Here is a 16787-nt window from a genome sequence, read left to right as displayed (position 1 = left end):
AAAAGTATCTCGGCTATTTCCGCGAAATCGGCACAAATGCTGGGGTTGGCGTAAGCCGCTCAACCTCGTCATTCCAGGGCGGAGCAGCCGCGAAGCGGCGTCGCGGAGATCCATTCCGTGACCTGAGCCATGGAATGCGGCGGAGCAGAATTCTGCACCGCGACAGCGCTCGGAAGTCACGGAATGGATCCTCGGGTCTGCGCGCGTCGCTTCGCTCCTTGCTCCGCCCGTGGATGACGATCGCGATGGACGTTTCGGCCAATCTCAAGCGCATGCGCCTGCTCAGGCTGACAGGTCAATCCACGCCAGAAGAACGAGGGAAAAGCCTAAGGCTTCGCCGGGTGCTCGACCGCCTGCCGGCCGAAATCCGGCACATCGATATCCTGGCCGGCCTCGATGATCGAGCGGCGGATGGCGCGGGTGCGGGTGAAGAGGTCGAACAGCTTCTCGCCGTCGCCCCAACGGATCGCTCGCTGCAGCGAAGCCAGATCCTCCGAGAACCGCGCCAGCATCTCCAGGATCGCGTCCTTGTTGTGCAGGCAGACGTCCCGCCACATGGTCGGGTCGGAGGCGGCAAGGCGGGTGAAGTCGCGGAAGCCGGAAGCGGAATATTTGATGACTTCACTCTTGGTCACCGCTTCCAGATCGTCCGCCGTGCCGACGATGTTGTAGGCGATGATATGCGGCAGATGCGAAACGATCGCGAGCGTCATGTCGTGGTGCTGCGGGTCCATCGTGTCGATGTTGGAGCCGCAGCGCCGCCAGAATTCTGAAAGCGTCTCGAGCGCCGCGGGATCGGTGCCCGGCAGCGGCGTGAAGATGCACCAGCGATTCTCGAAGAGATCGGCAAAGCCGGCATCGGGCCCGGACTTTTCCGTGCCGGCCAGCGGATGTCCGGGGATGAAGTGCACGCCTTCGGGCACATGCGGCTGCATTTGCGCGATGACGGAGGCTTTGGTCGAGCCGACATCGGTGAGGATGGCGCCCTTTTTCAGCGCTGGCGCGATCTCGGCCGCGACCTCGCCGGACGAGCCGACCGGAACCGAGACGATGACGAGATCGGCGTCACGCACGGCTTCGCGAGCATCGGTGCTATAGGAATCGCCGAGGCCAAGCTCCTCGGCGCGCTTGAGCGTCGATTGGCTGCGCGTCGCTATGGCGATATGGCGCGCCAGACCCTCGCGGCGGACAATGCGGGCAAGCGACGAGCCGATCAGGCCGATGCCGACCAGCGCTATTTTCTCGAACATCGGTGACGCCATGGTGTTCTAGCTTTTCAGGAAGGTCTTAAGCGCATCGATGACGCCGCGATTGGCTTCCTCGGTGCCGACGCTCATGCGCAGCGCATTGGGGAAGCCGTAGCCGGTGACGCGGCGAAGGATGTAGCCGCGGGCGCTCAGATAATCATCCGCGGCCGCCGCTGAATGTTTGTTGCCGTCGGGAAAATGGATCAGCACGAAATTGCCGACGCTCGGCGTGACGCGCAGGCCGAGCCCGGTCAGCTCGGCGCTGAGCCAGGCCAGCCATTTCTCGTTATGCGCCACGCTGCGCTCGATATGGGCACGGTCGCGGATCGCGGCGATGCCAGCCTCGATCGCTGTGGCGTTGACGTTGAAGGGGCCGCGAACGCGGTTGATCGCATCGACGATATGCGCCGGCCCGTACATCCAGCCGACGCGCGCGCCGCCGAGCCCGAGCTTGGAGAAGGTGCGGGTCATCACCACGTTCTCGGAACTGCCGGCGAGCTCGATGCCGGCCTCGTAGTCGTTGCGCCGCACATATTCGGCATAGGCCGCGTCGAGCACCAGGAGCACGTTCTTCGGCAATGCAGCGTGCAGCCGGCGCACTTCCTGGAACGGCACATAGGTGCCCGTCGGATTGTTGGGATTGGCGAGGAACACGATCCGCGTCGCCGGCGTCACCGCGGCCAAAATCGCGTCGATGTCGGCGCGCTCCTCGGTTTCCTTGACCGCCACCGGCTTGGCGCCGGCCGCCTGGATATAGATCTTGTAGACCATGAAGGCGTGCTCGGTGAACACGGCCTCGTCGCCCGGCGCAAGATAGCTCTGCGCCAGCAGCCCCAGGATCTCGTCGGAGCCGTTGGAGCAGATGATGTTGGCCGGGTTCAGCCCATGCACCTCGGCGATCGCCTCGCGCAGCCGGCGGGCAGAGCCGTCCGGATAGACATCGAGCTTCGCCGCCACTTCGCGCGCGGCCTCGATCGCTTTCGGCGAGGGCCCGAGCGGATTTTCGTTCGCCGACAGCTTGTAGACTTTCGCCACGCCGGCCGGCGCGGTGCTTTTTCCCGGTACATAGGCCTCGATGTCCATGATGCCCGCGCGGGGCGTCGGACGGGGCTGATCCTGCTTCATGTCACAAATCCGTCGAGAAGGCCTTCAAGGCCGCAGCGGAAATACAGGCCACGGGCTGGAATGTCGAGTGCCGCCGGCTGGCACCCGTATCCGGTCGCGAGGAGGCCACCCGTTGACGAAGCGCGGCGCTGGTCCTAGAAGGATTGCCAGACTCCCGTGGTGATTTGGCCGGTCGGCTTGCAGCCACGTTAAACAATTCGCTAAAGGGCCGTTTGCAACCCTGTAACCGGCTTTGCGACGGCAATGCCGGTTTTTTATTGTCCGCTGCCGGCCGGACACCGCGTCGGGACGAAACCGATGCGGGACAGGATGAGGACGGACATGGCCGCTCAGCGTGCTGCAAGAACCAACGACGAGGCCGACCATCCGTCGAGCCCGGTGCTGCGGTTCGGCCCCGACAAGCCGCTGAAGCTCGACGCCGGCACCTTTCTTGCGCCCTTCCAGATTGCCTACCAGACCTATGGCACGCTCAACGACGCGCGTTCCAATGCCATCCTCGTCTGCCATGCGCTGACCGGCGACCAGCATGTCGCCAACACCAATCCGGTGACCGGCAAGCCGGGCTGGTGGGAAGTGCTGATCGGGCCCGGCAGGATCATCGATACCAACCGTTTCTTCGTCATCTGCTCCAATGTCGTCGGCGGCTGCCTCGGCTCGACTGGTCCGGCCTCCACAAACCCGGCGACCGGCAAGCCCTACGGGCTCGACCTGCCGATCATCACCATACGCGACATGGTGCGCGCGCAGACGATGCTGGTCGATCATTTCGGCATCGAGAAGCTGTTTTGCGTCCTTGGCGGCTCGATGGGCGGCATGCAGGTTCTTGAATGGGCGGCGAGCCATTCGGAGCGCGTGTTCTGCGTCCTGCCCATCGCCACCGGCGCCCGCCATTCCTCGCAGAACATCGCCTTCCATGAAGTCGGCCGACAGGCCGTCATGGCCGATCCCGACTGGCATGGCGGCAAATATCTCGATTTCGGCAAGCGGCCGGAAAAAGGGCTCGCCGTCGCGCGCATGGCCGCTCATATCACCTACCTTTCGGAAGCCGCGCTCCACCGCAAGTTCGGCCGCAATTTGCAGGACCGCGAGGCGCTCACCTTCGGCTTCGACGCCGATTTCCAGATCGAGAGCTATCTGCGCCATCAGGGCATGACTTTCGTCGACCGCTTCGACGCCAATTCCTACCTCTATCTGACCCGCGCGATGGACTATTTCGACCTTGCCGCCGATCACGGCGGGCGCCTCGCCGACGCCTTCGCCGGCACCAAGACGCGTTTTTGCCTGGTTTCCTTCACCAGCGACTGGCTGTTCCCGACCGAGGAGAGCCGATCGATCGTGCATGCCTTGAACGCGGCGGGCGCTTCCGTATCCTTCGTCGAGATCGAGACCGATCGCGGCCACGACGCCTTCCTGCTCGATGAGCCGGAGCTGTTCGCGGCCATCAACGGCTTCATCGCCTCCGCCGCCCGCGCCAGGGGGCTCAGCCTATGACCCCGACAAGTCGCCGACTTTTCGGACCGGGATCATGCGCTATGCAGGAGGCGAAGCCATGAGCGTCAATCGCGCCCAGCGTGTCGACCTCGATGTCGTCACCGATCTCATCCCGGCCAATTCGCGCGTCCTCGATGTCGGCTCGGGCGACGGACTGCTTCTGGAGCTCCTGCAGGCGACCAAGCAGGTCGACGGCCGCGGGCTGGAACTGTCGCAGCGCGGCGTCAACGAATGCGTGGCGCGCGGCCTTTCCGTCGTTCAGGGCGATGCCGACAAGGACCTCGAATTCTATCCCGACAAGGGCTTCGATTTCGTCGTGCTCTCACAGACCCTGCAGGCGACCCGCAACCCGAAGCTGGTGCTCGACGAGCTGCTTCGTATCGGCAACCGCGCCATTGTGTCCTTCCCCAATTTCGGCCACTGGCGCGTGCGCTTCTCGCTGTTGGTCAAGGGCAGGATGCCGGTCACCAAGGACCTGCCCTACTCCTGGTACGACACGCCCAACATCCATTTCTGCACCATCCGCGACTTCGTCAATCTGTGCGAAGAGCTCGGCGCGACCGTCGAGAAGGCAACCGCGCTCGACGCCAACGGCCAGAAGATCGGCCTGTCGATGCCCTGGTGGTTCTGGAATTTTTTTGGTCAGCAGGCGGTGTTTTTGCTGAGGCGATGACGGAAATTCGTTTCTTTCGTCGATCGCCGGCAGTGGTGGAAATCCCCCGAATATTCTTTCCGAAATACGGGCGGGAATTCTCGTCTGCACATCGCCGCGCAGCGGTAGCAATCATCTTGCAGGTTTGATGGTTTCCGCCGGGCTGGGCCATCCGCTGGAATGGTTCGGCGGGCGACGTCTGCTGGAGCTGCCGGATTATCCGCGAGATCCCCGCGCCCAGCTACTGCGTGCGCTGACACAGGGGCGGTCCTCTACCGGCGTCTATGCAATCAAGCTCTTTGCGAGTCAGTTCGCACAACTTGCCGATAAGATAACTCATCTGACAAATTCGCAGCGCATAATTGCATCCCGATCGTTTGACAGCATGCTGTTAGGACTATAGCCACTGGGTTGATCAACCGGTTGTGCCACGATGGCTGAACATCCCACCTATTCTATTGTCTTGGAGATGGAGAATGCCAAATCCATCGACTGGGACGAGATTGGCCTTGGGCTGAAGGCCTTGGCGCGCGAGATCGCCCAGGCTTCCGCTACCGGATTTCCGAAGCCGAAGGTCATAATCTCGCACGGCGGCCTCGAAACTGACGCAGTCTCACTGCGAAGCAGCATCGGAGCTGAAGCGCCACAACTGGAGCAGGTTGCCGATCTGGCCTTCGCGGCGTTCCCTGGCGGCAGATATTACGACCTCAAGAACAACGGCATTCCCTCGTGCGAAGGGAGCGTCCTTGTTTTTCTCGATTCCGATACAGTTCCGGAACGGAACTGGCTCTCAACTCTGCTGAAACCCTTCGTCGACCAGCCTGAAACCATCTGTGTGAATGGACACACCTATCTTTCATACGATGACTTCTTCTCGCGAACCTTCGCGTTGATCTGGTTTTTCCCGATGGCTGAGGGAGACGAGAGATTCGCCTCGAAGCGTGCTCTCAACGCCAACAACATTGCCTTTCGGCACGACTGGATATCCAGTCACCCATTTCCAGCCCACAACGGCTTCAAGGTCTCGTGCACGTTGCTGATGCACCAGCTTTGGAGCGAAGGCCACAAGATAGTCAACGTGGACGCACGCGTTCACCACTACTCGCCGCGGGGCTGGGGGTTCTTCTTTTGGCGCGCGCTGGTAACCGGCAGGGACGCCGATCGAAAATTCGTCGAGCTTCATGCACCTGGCAGGGCTCGGCGTATCGTCAAATCCTTCACGCGCTGGGGAACTATGTCTTGGCGCACGATCCGGCGAGTGACAGGCCATGCGCGGCAGACCGGCATGCCGTTCTGGCAAATCCCGTTTGCTGTCATTGTCGGACTGGCGTTCTATACTCTGGCGTTTTTTGGCCATTTCAGCCTGGCGGCCGGCCTTGTCCGCGACGAGGTCGAAATGGTGCCGGACTATATCGGGCACAGCTAACGCCAATCTTTTCTCGCTAGCCAAGCACATCCGTAGCCTTATGCGGATGCTCGACGCCGTCAACGAAGATCACGTCGGATTGCGAGTTCTCGGTGCGCGGCGAAAGGATCGCCTGATAGGCCGGTGAATTGCACCAGTCCCGCACATGCTGCCTGCCGGGGAATTCGATGACGATCAGGTGCCCGGGCCAAGGGCAAAACCGTCCGTTGTTTCCTGTTGGCGGGCCGCCTAATCAACAGGAAGGCCAGTTGTGTTGCCATCAGACCGCAATGTTGCGGAAAAACCGCTAATTTCGGCATTTCTCGGCCGGCCTGGCGTGACACAATGGGGGGGTTTTTTGTAGCGTCGGCCGCAAATCAGAGGTGGGATACGAAGATAGCCATCGGACCCATCCGACAAACGCTAGATCCGACCGGTGGTGGCAGCCCGATGTCGAGCCAGGACGTTCCGCTGATCTCAGTGATCACGCCAACCCATAACCGTCGCAGCCAGGTCGTGCGCGCGGTGGAAAGCGTTCTGGCGCAGACACTTACCCGCTTCGAGCACATTGTGGTCGACGACGGTTCGACCGACGGGACGGCCGCTGCGCTCGCCGAAATCCGCGACCCGAGGCTGATTTATGTCGGCGCCAAATGGCGCGGCGCCAATGCCGCGCGCAATGCCGGCATCGAGCGCGCGCGGGCGCCGGTCGTGACGTTTCTCGATTCGGACGATGTCTACCTGCCCGACCGGCTGGAACGGACGCTGGCACGCTTCGACGGGAACCCCTCGCTCGAAGTCCTCATCAGCTCGTTCGTATCGCTGAAGGGCGGCCGCAGCACCAAATGCATCAATCGCGACGCCTTCCTCGACAAGAGCACGCTGCAGCGCGCCCTGGTCTCGCAGACCATCTTCATTGCTGGCTCGGCGATCACCGCAAGGCGCGAGTCGCTGCTGGCGATCGGCGGCTATGATAGCGACATCACGCGCATGCAGGATCGCGAATTGCTGCTGCGCTTTGCCCAACGCGGCGGCGCCTTGCTGTCCGAGGATATCGACTGGAGGAAGTACAATTCGGAGAATTCGATCTCCGGCCGCCGCGACGGCTATGTCGAGGCCTATGCCAGTCTCATCGACAAGCATCCTTATATCGCCGACCGCTATCCCGACGTTCCGCCTTACATGATTGCGCGTCAGATCATCGCCGATATCCTCAAGGGCAGGTTGCCGCAGGCGTTTTCGGGCTATCTTGCCAACCGGTCGTCCAAGTCGCTCGGCTACTCGCCCGCCGAACTCTTGCGCGGCTATGTCGTCGGCCGCCGCTGGCGGCGCGATTGCTACGACGAGTTCCGCGCCAAATACGGCGCCCGGGCGGTCTGAGAACCGCAAGACGGCTATCTGTCGAGTTCCGGGAAATAAGGATCGGAAAACCGCTGCCGCAGGCGCTCGCCCAGCAGGCAATCGACCGGCATCGCATCCTCGACATGGAAGGATCTGGCGTCTGTCAGGCCGCTGACTTCCTGGACCAGCTTGCGGCGGACGGCGGTCGAGAATTCGGACGCCGCGTAGATCGGCAGCACGAACGAACCGGCTCCTCCGGTCACGCAGTCGGCGTAGTAGCGGTCGAGACGGCCGACACTCGGCGACGGACTGATCAGTATAGGCAGGCCGTTGATGACGACACCGCTGGCAACGGCGGCATCGCGGACTGCTGTGACGGGCAGCCCGGTATTGTTGGGCCCGTCTCCCGATATGTCGATGACGCGGCGCGGCGCCGAAAAGCCGGTTCTCTCCAGGAGCCCGGCGCCGAAGCCGAGGGCGCCCGAGATCGAGGTGCCGCGGAAGCTGCGGAACGGCCGCGCGGCGATCTTGTCGGCGAAGGCGTTGGCGCTGTCCTCGCCGTCGATGATCTGCCAGGCAATGGCCCCGTCCTCGCGCACGACGCCCGCCCATTCGAAATAGGCGAGCGCAATGCGGCCATTTGGACCCGAGCGTACGGCGTTGATGAAGTCGGGGTGGCGCAGCGCTTCGACATAGCCGGCGCGCTGCAGGGCGAGTTCACGCTGGTCCATCGACTGCGAGATGTCGACGGCAAGCACAAGTTCCACGTCCACCGGCGCGCCTTTGCCCGGCATGGGCAATGGCGCCGCCTCGGCGCAGGCAAGGCACACAAGCAGGCCGAGCATCGCAAGCATGGCAGCCTCGAACGACCCGGCGGATTTTCCCGGCGATCACGGCGAAAATAAGCTATTTCTTCCCCTGGCGGGCAGCGATGGGTGGTGGCTCGATCGCGCCGGCGCGGACACGGGCCGGCTTCAAAGCCGGTGCGCCGGTATCCTTCACGATATTCAGCGCGCGCGGGAAGAACTGGGTATTGTGCTGGCCCCGCCCGATATTGATGATTGCGGTTTCGGGCAGGCGCTTCTGCAGCATGGCCAGCACCCGCCGCAACGTCGGCCCGTCGAACGCATCCAGGGCTTCGTCGATGATTACCCATTTCGGCTTGCGCAAGGCGAGCCTGGCGAAAGCCAGCGCCCGTTGTTCGTCATCGCCGAGCTCGCGTTCCCATCGCCTGGGACGATCAAGGGTGGTTGCCAGTGGATCGAGGCCGACCTCGCCAAGCACCGCCGCGATCTCGGCATCGCTGGCCGGGGCCTCGCCGTTCGGATGATCGAGCACCTCGCGCAGCGTGCCGGCCGGGAAATAGGGCACGCGCGGCACGAAGATGGGGGTCTCGCCGGCCGGCAGGCCGATCCGCCCGCTCCCCCACGGCCACAGACCGGCAAGGGCGCGGAAGAACAATGTCTTGCCGGCGCCCGGCTCGCCGGTGATCATGACGCGCTCGCCGGCGTGGATTTCGACATCCGTCTGGGCAAGCTTGGTGCAGCCTTCCGGCGAAGCCACCTGAAGCGTGTCGAAGGTCAGGCTGCCATTGGCGTTTTCGCCGAACTGGATGTGTTTTTCCGTATCATGCAGCGCGTCGGTTTCGGTGAGCGCGATGCGGAAATCGGCCACGCGCATCAGCGTCGCGCGCCAGTCGGCGATACTGCCGATGTTGTTGATGAACCAGCGCAGGGATGAATGAACCTGGTTGAAGGCGCCGACCGCCATCATCAACCCGCCGAATGAGATGTCGCCCGAGAAATAGACCGGCGACGCCACCAGGATGGGCGCCACCACGGTTATCCAGCCATAGGTGTCGGTCACCCAGGCCAGGTTGATCTGGGCGGTGAAGATGCGCCGCATGGCGCCCAGCACCGTGCCGAGATCGAGCTCGAGCCGGCGTCTGGCGTCGGGCTCGCCATGATAGAGCGCGATCGCATCGACATTCTCGTTGACCCGCACCATGGAGGAGCGCAGCTCCGCCTCGCGGGTGTAGCGCTCGCTGTTGAGGCCGATCAGCGGACGCCCGACCAGCCAGCTCAGCCACGAGGCGATGCCGGCATAGAGGAACGCGGCCCAGACCATGTAGCCCGGTATCTCCAGCGAATGGCCGCCGACATGGAACACGAAGCCGGAAGACAGCTCCCACAGCACGCCGATGAAGGAGACAAGCAGAATGAACGACTGCAGCAGGCCGACGCCCAGATCCGTCGACAGATCCGACAAATGAGCGGCATCTTGCTGCATGCGCTGGTCGGGATTGACGCCGATGGCGCCGGCATTGGCAAGCCGGAAGGCCCGCGCCGGGCGCATCCATTGATCGATCAGGTCGAGCGTCAGCGCCTCGCGCAGCCTCAGACGGATCATCTGGTTGAGCCAGGTCTGGCCGATATTGAGCACCAGAAGCCCGCCGGCGATCATCGCAAAGACCAGAAGCTGGTGTAGGAAGGCCGTCATGTCGCGCCGGGCCAGCGCATCGTAGAAAGGCTGGTTCCAGCGATTGAGCAGGACCTGTCCGACCGAGGTTGCGACGATGACCGCGACGATACCGATGGAGACCCAGGCAAGTTGCCTGCGCACCGGCGAGGATTTCAGCCCCAGCTTGATCGTCGCCACCTGGTCGGCGAGGCTGCTCGCCTCCACCGAGACAACGGGTTTCTGCGGCCCCGGCTTTTTATTGGTCTGGTCGTCCATGAAGAATATTCCTGGTTTCCGCTGCGGTCATGAACGCTGCGCCGAGCGAGCATGCCTTAGCCTTAGCTCGGGCATGCCTCAGATAGGATGACGATTGCCGCGCGATGCAAGGCGCGGCGATCACGAACGCGTCACTTGGCCAGGCGCGGCGTCAGCCGCACGCCGGCCAAGCCGCGTTGCGCCCTGCGGCGAGAAGACCGGCACGAAGACGCGGCGAGAGGCACGCTGCGCGACCGGCACGCCCTGGTAGAGCCGCTTCTGCGCCTCGACGACGATGACGCCGGAAAAGATCGGCCAGAACCGCCGGCCGGCCTTCTCCAGCACATTGTGGAAGCGCATCATGAAACGCCGCGGCGACGGCGGGAAGAACAGCGCATCGCTCCATGTCGCCGGGGTGAAATTCGCCTCGCGCAGCAGCTCGGTCAACTGGCCGCGCGAGAACGGCCGGCCGTTGCCGAAGGGCGTGTGCTCGAACCGCGCCCAGACGCCGCGCCGGTTGGGCACGACGATGACCACACGCCCGGCCGGCGACAGCACGCGCCAGATCTCGTTCAGCGTCTCGCGCGGATTTTCGGCATGTTCGAGCGAATGCACCAAAAGCACGCGGTCAATGCAGGAATCGACCAGCGGCAGTTCCTCGTCGAAGACCAGCGCCGTCGCCGTCGGCCCCGACACCGGCCACACCACCGCGCCTTGCGTTGCCGGCATGAAGGCGAAGACGCGCTCGGCATCGGTGCCGAAGCGTTCCAGCCATGGCAGCGCATAGCCGAGGCCGACCAGCCGCTCATTGGGAACGGTCGCCCATACGGACGACAGCGCCATGGTGATCGAATGCTCGGCCAGGCGCCCGAGCGTGGTCGAATAGAAGGAACGCAGGTCGACGATATCCGAATGCATGCGCGCGACGGTAGCCGCGAAGGGGCCCAAGTTCAACAAAGGCGCCGAGTTCAACAAACCCGGATGACATCGGCGGCCGGCCGCCCTATGTCTGCGACGACAAAGGGAGACATGCGATGCCGGTCGAAATCGAGCAGTTCATGTGCCGCACCGACAATTTCGGCGTGCTGGTCCACGATCCGAAAAGCGGACAGACGGCGATCATCGACGCGCCGCAAGAAGCGCCGATCCTGGCGGCGGTCAAGCGCACCGGCTGGACGCCGACATTGATCCTCACCACGCACCATCATGCTGACCATGTCGAAGCCAATCTGGCGCTGAAGGAACGCTTCAAATTGCGCATCGTCGGCCCGGAAGCCGAGAAGGCGAAGATCCCCGGCATCGACGAGACGGTCAGCCAAGGCTCGGTCGTGCTCCTTGGCGAGGAACGAATCGAGGTCATCGAGACGCCCGGCCATACCGCCGGCCACGTCTCCTACTATCTGCCGGCCTCGAAAGTGGCCTTCACCGCCGATACGCTGTTTGCGCTGGGTTGCGGCCGCCTGTTCGAATGCAAGCCGCCGGTCATGTATGACTCTTTGAAGAAGCTGGCGGCGCTGCCGGCGCAAACCGCCATCTATTGCGGCCACGAATACACCTTGGCCAATGCCCGTTTCGCGGTGACGGTCGACCCGACCAACTCGGCGCTGAAGCAGCGCGCGGCGAGGATCGAAGCGCTGCGCGCCGACGACAAGCCGACATTGCCGACGACCATCGGAGAGGAACTGTCGACCAACCCGTTCCTGCGTTGGCACGACCCGGCGATCCGTAAGCATCTCGGCATGGAGAAAGCCTCGGACGCCGAGGTGTTTGCAGAGATCCGCAAGCGCAAGGACAATTTTTAGTTCCACCGCATGTCGACCAAAAGGCTCGACGTTCGTCGCAGCAAAGGCCGCCAATGACCAGCGCCGCCGAGATCATCGCAACGCTAGGCCTCGAGCCGCATCCGGAGGGCGGCTGGTACGCCGAGACCTTTCGCGACACCACAGGCGGCCCGCGCGGTCATTCGACCGCGATCTATTTCCTGCTCGAGCACGGCCAGCTTTCGGCCTGGCACCGGGTGAAGGATGCGGCCGAGGTCTGGCATTTTTATGCCGGAGCGCCGCTGGCGCTGTCGATGCATGAGGAAGGCGCAGGCGCCGTCATCGAGCAGGTGCTTGGCACGGCCCTTACCGCCGGCGAGCGGCCGCAGATCGTCGTGCCGGCCGGCTGGTGGCAGTCGGCGCGCAGCCTGGGCGAGTGGACGCTGGTCGGCTGCACCGTGGCGCCGGGCTTCGATTTCGCCGCTTTCGAGCTGGCCGAGCCGGGCTGGCAGCCGGCTAGAGCAATTCCAGGAAAACTGTGAGCGGTTTTCCGTCCGGAATTGTGTAAAAAACAAAGAGATAAAGCGTTTCGTCGTTTCCGTTAAACGGTGAAACGCACTAGGCGAGTAGAAGTCCCAGCGTGATCGCCAACTGGGCGGCATAGTAAAGCACCCAGACCGCATAGCGCATCCAGACGCGATGCGGCGAGATCGCCGCGAGCAGGAAGCGCTCGGCCGCCAGCAGCCCGTCCGAGGCGATGAACAGCACCGCGCCGGCAATCACCCAGGGATAGTCCGTGGTGAGCGCCGAAATGCCCATGGCGAGGATCGCCGCGACATAGACGGCGACCGGCGCGCGCAGTTGCGGGCCGACGCGGCGCCAGAGCGCGGCAAGCATGACGGTGCTGAATGCGGCCATGGCCAAGGCGATCGCGCCGCGCCAGGGTTCGGCGCTCAACAGGCCGAGCCCGCCGCCTGCCTGCGAAAACAGCGCGATATAGGCGATATGACCGGCGAGAAAGCTCGCCACCCGCCGAGAAAGGCCTTTTCGCCGTCGCGTGACAGAAAGGCGTCGCCGACGGCGCTGAGTGCCAGCGCCGCGACGAGCAGCAGCGGACCGCCCTGCATGGCGGCAAGCACGGCCAGCAAAGCCACGGCAAGCGTCTTTGCCGCCGTGCGCGTCCACTTCGGCGGCATGTCGAGCGCAAAGGCGTAGATCACGGCCGCGACGAACGAGAACAAAAGCGTCGCGTTGGCGTTGGCCTCGATGCCGCCGGAAAACGGCATCATGCGTTGACCTCTTTCGCCGCCGGCTTGCGCATCAGCAGCGACTTCGCCGCGAGCGCAGCGCCACCGGTGATGAGCACGCAGGCAGCGAGGATGCGCAGCGACGGCTCGGCGACGCCGGCAGCGATCAGCACCAGCGTCGACAGAAGCGGCGCGGCATAGCTCGCCGCGCCCAGCACCTGGATGTTGCCGCGCTTGACGCCGATGTCCCAGGCATAGAAGGCCGCGCCCACCGGCATCAGGCCGAGCCCGATGACGGCCAGCCATTGCCCGAGGCTGTCCGGCAGCACCGTCTTCTCAAGCAGCAGATGGCAGGCCAGCGACAGCGCCGACGTCGCCGCGCAGAACCAGGTGACGATCGAGGTCGGCACCGACGGAAAACGCCGCGACAAGAGCGAATAGGACGACCACAACAGCGCGCAGACGGCGGCCATCGCATAGCCGAAGGCGTAGCGCGCGTCGAAAGCCAGCCCGCCACCCTTGGTGACGATCAGGAAGGTGCCGGCAAGGCCGAGCAGCGCGCCGACGACATGGTTCCAGGCCAGCCGCTCGCCCGGCATCAGCGCCGAGCCGAGCACGATCAGCAGCGGCCACAGATAGGCGATCAGGCTCGCCTCGACCGCCGGCGCATTGCGCAGCGCCGTGAAGTAGAAGAAATGATAGCCGAACAGCCCGGCTATCCCGATCACCCAGACTTGGCGAGGGATCTTCCGGCTCCGGTCGGGAGCCGGTATCGCCAGCCGCGCCGCAAGGCCGACGCAGGTGCCGATGGCGAAGGTGATGGCCGACAACAGGAAGGGTGGCACCTGTCCGGAAGCGTTGGTGAGCAGCGCCAGCAGCGCCCACATGGCGACCGCCGAAAACCCGATCAGTGTTGCGCGCCCCATATTGCCCCCGCCGGCGCGCGGTGGCGCCTGTCCTAATTTACCGCTTCGAACCGTCTCGCGCTGATGGTCAGCGGACCAATCTGGGTCCCGACCGTGGCGCGGATCGGCGCATATATGCCGGATTGGCCGAGCGGTGCAAACGTCACCAGCATGCGGCTCTTGTTCTTCAGGAAATTCAATGCCTTGCGGCCCTTGCGATAGCCCGCCACCGGCTCGAAGCCCATTTTGCAGGTCACCGTGTCGCCCTTGTAGCCCGGCACCGAGATCGAACCCTTGGAGGCATAGGTCAAGGTCAGGTCGGCGCGCATCTCGCCATCATAGAACTTGACCGTGCGTCCGCAGACCTTGTCCAGGCTGTCGGCGTGGATGACGGTCGCGGCCATCGGATCGAGCACCGATTTCAGGTCGCTATCGCCCAGCGGCACCCAGCTCTTCGGATCGCGCTTCTTTGGCGCGGGAACGACTTGCGTGGAGGTGACGGCGCCGTTGTTGAAGCGGATATCGACCATCGAGGCCTTCTTGCCCGACGTATAGTCGGCCCGGAATGCGTGCGGTTGCATCTGCTTACCGGAAATGGTGCCTTTCGAGGAAATCGTGCCTTTCGTGTCGTCGAACAACTTGCCGAGGCCGGCGGCCGAGACGGTGCCGTCAATGGCATAGTTGTCGCCTTGGTATCGGCTGGAGAAAGTCGCCCTGGCGATCGAAAGGCCGAGAAACGACACCGTATACTCGCCCTTGAACGACTGCGGCGGCGCGGCGGCGAAGCTCGTTGCCGGCACGGCAACGGCAAGCAGGGCGGCGAATGCATGAGAAGGACGGAGCATGGCGGCTGGCTGATCCCTGGCGGTTCGGCCGGAACGCAGCGGCTCCAGCCTGGCAGATCCCTTCGCGATGGGCTTATACTGTGAAATCCGGCCTTTATATGGAGCGTGCCTGACAGCGGGGCGCGTGCCGGAGCTTGACGCAGTGGTGAAATGCCACTATGGAACGCCAACTTTTCCAAAGGCCGCCTGACCGAGACCGCGCGCCGCCCGGCGCGGGCAGAATGGTTTGGCAGGCTTAGAACTGAGGTTAGACAAGATGTCCCGCACCTGCGAACTCACTGCCAAGGCAGTCCAGACCGGCAATAATGTGAGCCACGCCAACAACAAGACCAAGCGTCGCTTCCTGCCGAACCTGGTCAATGTGACGCTGATTTCCGAAGCGCTGAACCAGAATGTTCGCCTGCGCATTTCGGCCAACGCGCTGCGTTCGGTCGAGCACCGCGGCGGCCTCGACGCTTTCCTGGCCAAGGCCGACGTCAAGGAATTGTCGCAGCGCGCCCGTCTGCTCAAGAAGCAGATCGCCAAGAAGCTGGCCGAGCAGTCGGCCGCTTAAAGCCGCAGCTTTTAGGCGGGGGACGACCGCCTCGAGCCCCGGCCAGACCGGTGCTCGAAACAGGAGCGAGCGTCGGCATGACGCTCGGCTGGTTCCATTACCCAGGATAAAAAAATGTATTTCCTGACGCGATATTTGCCCTTCGTGGCCGCCATGGCGTTTGTCGTCGTGGCGTCGAACATCCTCGTGCAGTTCCCGATGCAGGGCCAAGTCGGCGGCCTGTCGTTGGCGGACCTGCTGACCTGGGGCGCCTTCACCTATCCCTTCTCCTTCCTGGTCACCGACCTCGCCAACCGCCGCTATGGCCCGGCCGTGGCGCGCAAGGTGGTGTTCGTCGGCTTCATGACCGCGGTGACCTGTTCGATCCTGATTCCGCCCTTCCTCTTCCGTCATGGACTGATCGAGTTCGAGACCGCCGCCGACCGGCTGGTGCGCATCGCAGCCGCCTCGGGAGCTGCCTTCCTCGCCGCGCAATTGTTGGACGTTACCGTCTTCAACCGGCTGCGCCGGCAGAGCTGGTGGCGCGCGCCGATCGTCGGCACGCTGGTCGGCTCCATCTTCGATACCGTCGTCTTCTTCGGCGTCGCCTTCTCCGCCGCCTTCGCCTTTGCCGGTCCCAACGACAGCTTCGCGTTGGAGACCGCGCCGCTGGTGGGTGTGCTGCCGGTCGAGACGATGCGCTGGGTCTCCTGGGCGCTTGGCGACCTTTCGGTCAAGCTGATCATCGCCGTGGTGGCGCTGATCCCCTACCGGCTGCTCGCCGCGCGCTGGAGCCAACCGGCGGTCGCGTTCTAGGCCATGAACCCAGCAAGTGGAATCAGGCCGTGATCCCCTGGGTTCAGCTTGACTCCGCCCGCACGCCCGATGGCGGCCAGGAGCTGCGCCTGAAGCGGCGCGGCGCTGAATTCTCGATCATGCTCGGCACCAACGAGCTGATGAACAGCCGCCTCAGCGGTTCCGAGGAAGTGCTGGCCAGGCTTTCCTGTCAGCGTATCGCCGGCCGCAAGCGGCCAAGCATCCTTATCGGCGGGCTCGGCATGGGCTTTACCTTGCGCGCCGCTCTCGCCGCGCTCGATCGGAACGCTGCCGTCACCGTGGCCGAGCTCGTCCCCGCGGTCGTCGCCTGGGCACGCGGCCCCATGTCGGGGATCTTCGGCGGCTGCCTCGACGATCCCCGCGTCACCATCCGCGAAGCCGATGTCGGCCAGGTGATACGGGCGGAGAAAGCCGCCTGGGACGCGATCCTGCTCGATGTCGACAACGGTCCCGAAGGCATCGTCTACGAGGGCAATGACACGCTCTACGGCGCCGCCGGCCTTGCGGCCGCGCGCGCCGCGTTGAGGCCCGGCGGCGTGCTGGCGGTTTGGTCGCAGGGGCCGGACAGCGGCTTCACCCGACGGCTGAAACAGGCCGGCTTCGCGGTCGAGGAGATCAACACGCGGGCCAACGGCAAGCGCGGCGCCCGCCACGTCATTTGGATCGCAACCAACCAGGGCTGACG

The 16787-nt window shown here is 64.0% G+C and carries 17 protein-coding genes, 2 pseudogenes and 1 riboswitch; of the genes and pseudogenes, 10 read left to right on the top strand and 9 right to left on the bottom strand.

Going from position 1 to position 16787, the window contains the following annotated elements; genetic code table 11:
• Positions 1–326 precede the first annotated feature (326 nt).
• Positions 327–1262, bottom strand: coding sequence for a prephenate/arogenate dehydrogenase family protein (locus LB552_RS19380; protein ID WP_181174906.1), 936 nt, complete (start codon positions 1260–1262; stop codon positions 327–329).
• Between the two features lie 6 nt (positions 1263–1268).
• Entirely contained in the window at positions 1269–2372 is a 1104-nt protein-coding gene (gene hisC / locus LB552_RS19375) for a histidinol-phosphate transaminase (RefSeq protein ID WP_224609437.1), read from the bottom strand.
• Between the two features lie 146 nt (positions 2373–2518).
• Positions 2519–2596: riboswitch (SAM riboswitch) on the top strand.
• A 97-nt stretch (positions 2597–2693) separates the two neighbouring features.
• Here hisC and metX point away from each other — a divergent pair.
• From metX to LB552_RS19355, 4 genes are read left to right on the top strand one after another with little or no spacing between them, the layout of a single operon-like run.
• Complete coding sequence (gene metX, locus LB552_RS19370) at positions 2694–3863, top strand: homoserine O-acetyltransferase MetX (RefSeq protein ID WP_095767562.1); 1170 nt, start codon at positions 2694–2696, stop codon at positions 3861–3863.
• Positions 3864–3921: 58 nt separating this feature from the next.
• Positions 3922–4536 carry a methionine biosynthesis protein MetW gene (gene metW, locus LB552_RS19365; protein ID WP_224609435.1) on the top strand — a complete coding sequence of 205 codons (615 nt, stop codon included), beginning with the start codon at positions 3922–3924 and terminating at the stop codon, positions 4534–4536.
• A gap of 22 nt (positions 4537–4558) precedes the next feature.
• Positions 4559–4918 carry a Stf0 family sulfotransferase gene (locus tag LB552_RS29900; protein WP_411966351.1) on the top strand — a complete coding sequence of 120 codons (360 nt, stop codon included), beginning with the start codon at positions 4559–4561 and terminating at the stop codon, positions 4916–4918.
• A gap of 30 nt (positions 4919–4948) precedes the next feature.
• Complete coding sequence (locus LB552_RS19355; RefSeq protein ID WP_224609431.1) at positions 4949–5941, top strand: glycosyltransferase; 993 nt, start codon at positions 4949–4951, stop codon at positions 5939–5941.
• 16 nt (positions 5942–5957) lie between these two features.
• Here the strand turns inward: LB552_RS19355 and LB552_RS19350 are convergent.
• Positions 5958–6131, bottom strand: a pseudogene (locus LB552_RS19350) (DUF1330 domain-containing protein); the annotation flags it as partial.
• 239 nt (positions 6132–6370) lie between these two features.
• Between LB552_RS19350 and LB552_RS19345 the strand changes: the two are divergent.
• Positions 6371–7300 (top strand): glycosyltransferase family 2 protein, encoded by a 930-nt coding sequence (locus LB552_RS19345; protein ID WP_224609428.1) that lies wholly within the window; start codon positions 6371–6373, stop codon positions 7298–7300.
• A gap of 14 nt (positions 7301–7314) precedes the next feature.
• Here the strand turns inward: LB552_RS19345 and LB552_RS19340 are convergent, their stop codons facing one another.
• From LB552_RS19340 to LB552_RS19330, 3 genes are all read right to left on the bottom strand, one after another.
• Complete coding sequence (locus tag LB552_RS19340; RefSeq protein WP_411966349.1) at positions 7315–8106, bottom strand: DUF1194 domain-containing protein; 792 nt, start codon at positions 8104–8106, stop codon at positions 7315–7317.
• 61 nt (positions 8107–8167) lie between these two features.
• Positions 8168–9997 carry an ABC transporter ATP-binding protein/permease gene (locus LB552_RS19335; protein ID WP_224609421.1) on the bottom strand — a complete coding sequence of 610 codons (1830 nt, stop codon included), beginning with the start codon at positions 9995–9997 and terminating at the stop codon, positions 8168–8170.
• Between the two features lie 120 nt (positions 9998–10117).
• Entirely contained in the window at positions 10118–10894 is a 777-nt protein-coding gene (locus LB552_RS19330) for a class I SAM-dependent methyltransferase (protein WP_095767455.1), read from the bottom strand.
• Positions 10895–11010: 116 nt separating this feature from the next.
• Between LB552_RS19330 and gloB the strand changes: the two genes are divergently transcribed.
• On the top strand, positions 11011–11778 hold the full coding sequence (gene gloB / locus LB552_RS19325; RefSeq protein WP_224609418.1) for a hydroxyacylglutathione hydrolase: 768 nt from the start codon (positions 11011–11013) through the stop codon (positions 11776–11778).
• 53 nt (positions 11779–11831) lie between these two features.
• Positions 11832–12278: a cupin domain-containing protein gene (locus LB552_RS19320; protein WP_224609415.1), complete on the top strand. Its 447-nt coding sequence runs from the start codon at positions 11832–11834 to the stop codon at positions 12276–12278.
• Positions 12279–12354: 76 nt separating this feature from the next.
• Here the strand turns inward: LB552_RS19320 and LB552_RS19315 are convergent.
• From LB552_RS19315 to LB552_RS19305, 3 genes and pseudogenes are all read right to left on the bottom strand, one after another.
• Positions 12355–13025, bottom strand: a pseudogene (locus tag LB552_RS19315) (lysoplasmalogenase family protein).
• Positions 13022–13909: a DMT family transporter gene (locus LB552_RS19310; protein ID WP_224609412.1), complete on the bottom strand. Its 888-nt coding sequence runs from the start codon at positions 13907–13909 to the stop codon at positions 13022–13024. Before LB552_RS19310 ends, LB552_RS19315 begins: the two are co-directional and overlap by 4 nt.
• A gap of 32 nt (positions 13910–13941) precedes the next feature.
• Positions 13942–14733, bottom strand: coding sequence for a DUF3108 domain-containing protein (locus tag LB552_RS19305; RefSeq protein ID WP_224545932.1), 792 nt, complete (start codon positions 14731–14733; stop codon positions 13942–13944).
• Positions 14734–14989: 256 nt separating this feature from the next.
• Here LB552_RS19305 and rpmB point away from each other — a divergent pair, with 256 nt between their 5' ends.
• The 3 genes from rpmB to LB552_RS19290 all read left to right on the top strand — a co-directional run bounded on the left by rpmB (position 14990) and on the right by LB552_RS19290 (position 16785).
• The gene (gene rpmB, locus LB552_RS19300) at positions 14990–15286 is read left to right on the top strand and encodes a 50S ribosomal protein L28 (RefSeq protein WP_095767449.1); all 297 of its coding nucleotides are present in this window, start codon (positions 14990–14992) and stop codon (positions 15284–15286) included.
• 114 nt (positions 15287–15400) lie between these two features.
• Positions 15401–16081: a queuosine precursor transporter gene (locus LB552_RS19295; protein ID WP_224609410.1), complete on the top strand. Its 681-nt coding sequence runs from the start codon at positions 15401–15403 to the stop codon at positions 16079–16081.
• Positions 16082–16110: 29 nt separating this feature from the next.
• Positions 16111–16785, top strand: a complete 675-nt coding sequence (locus LB552_RS19290; protein ID WP_224609407.1) for a hypothetical protein — start codon at positions 16111–16113, stop codon at positions 16783–16785.
• Positions 16786–16787 lie beyond the last annotated feature (2 nt).

Origin of the sequence: Mesorhizobium sp. CA7 (assembly GCF_020165015.1) — a bacterium.
GTDB lineage: Bacteria > Pseudomonadota > Alphaproteobacteria > Rhizobiales > Rhizobiaceae > Mesorhizobium.
The sequence above is the reverse complement of the archived record's forward strand: the minus strand, read 5'-3'. Positions and strand labels throughout refer to the sequence as shown.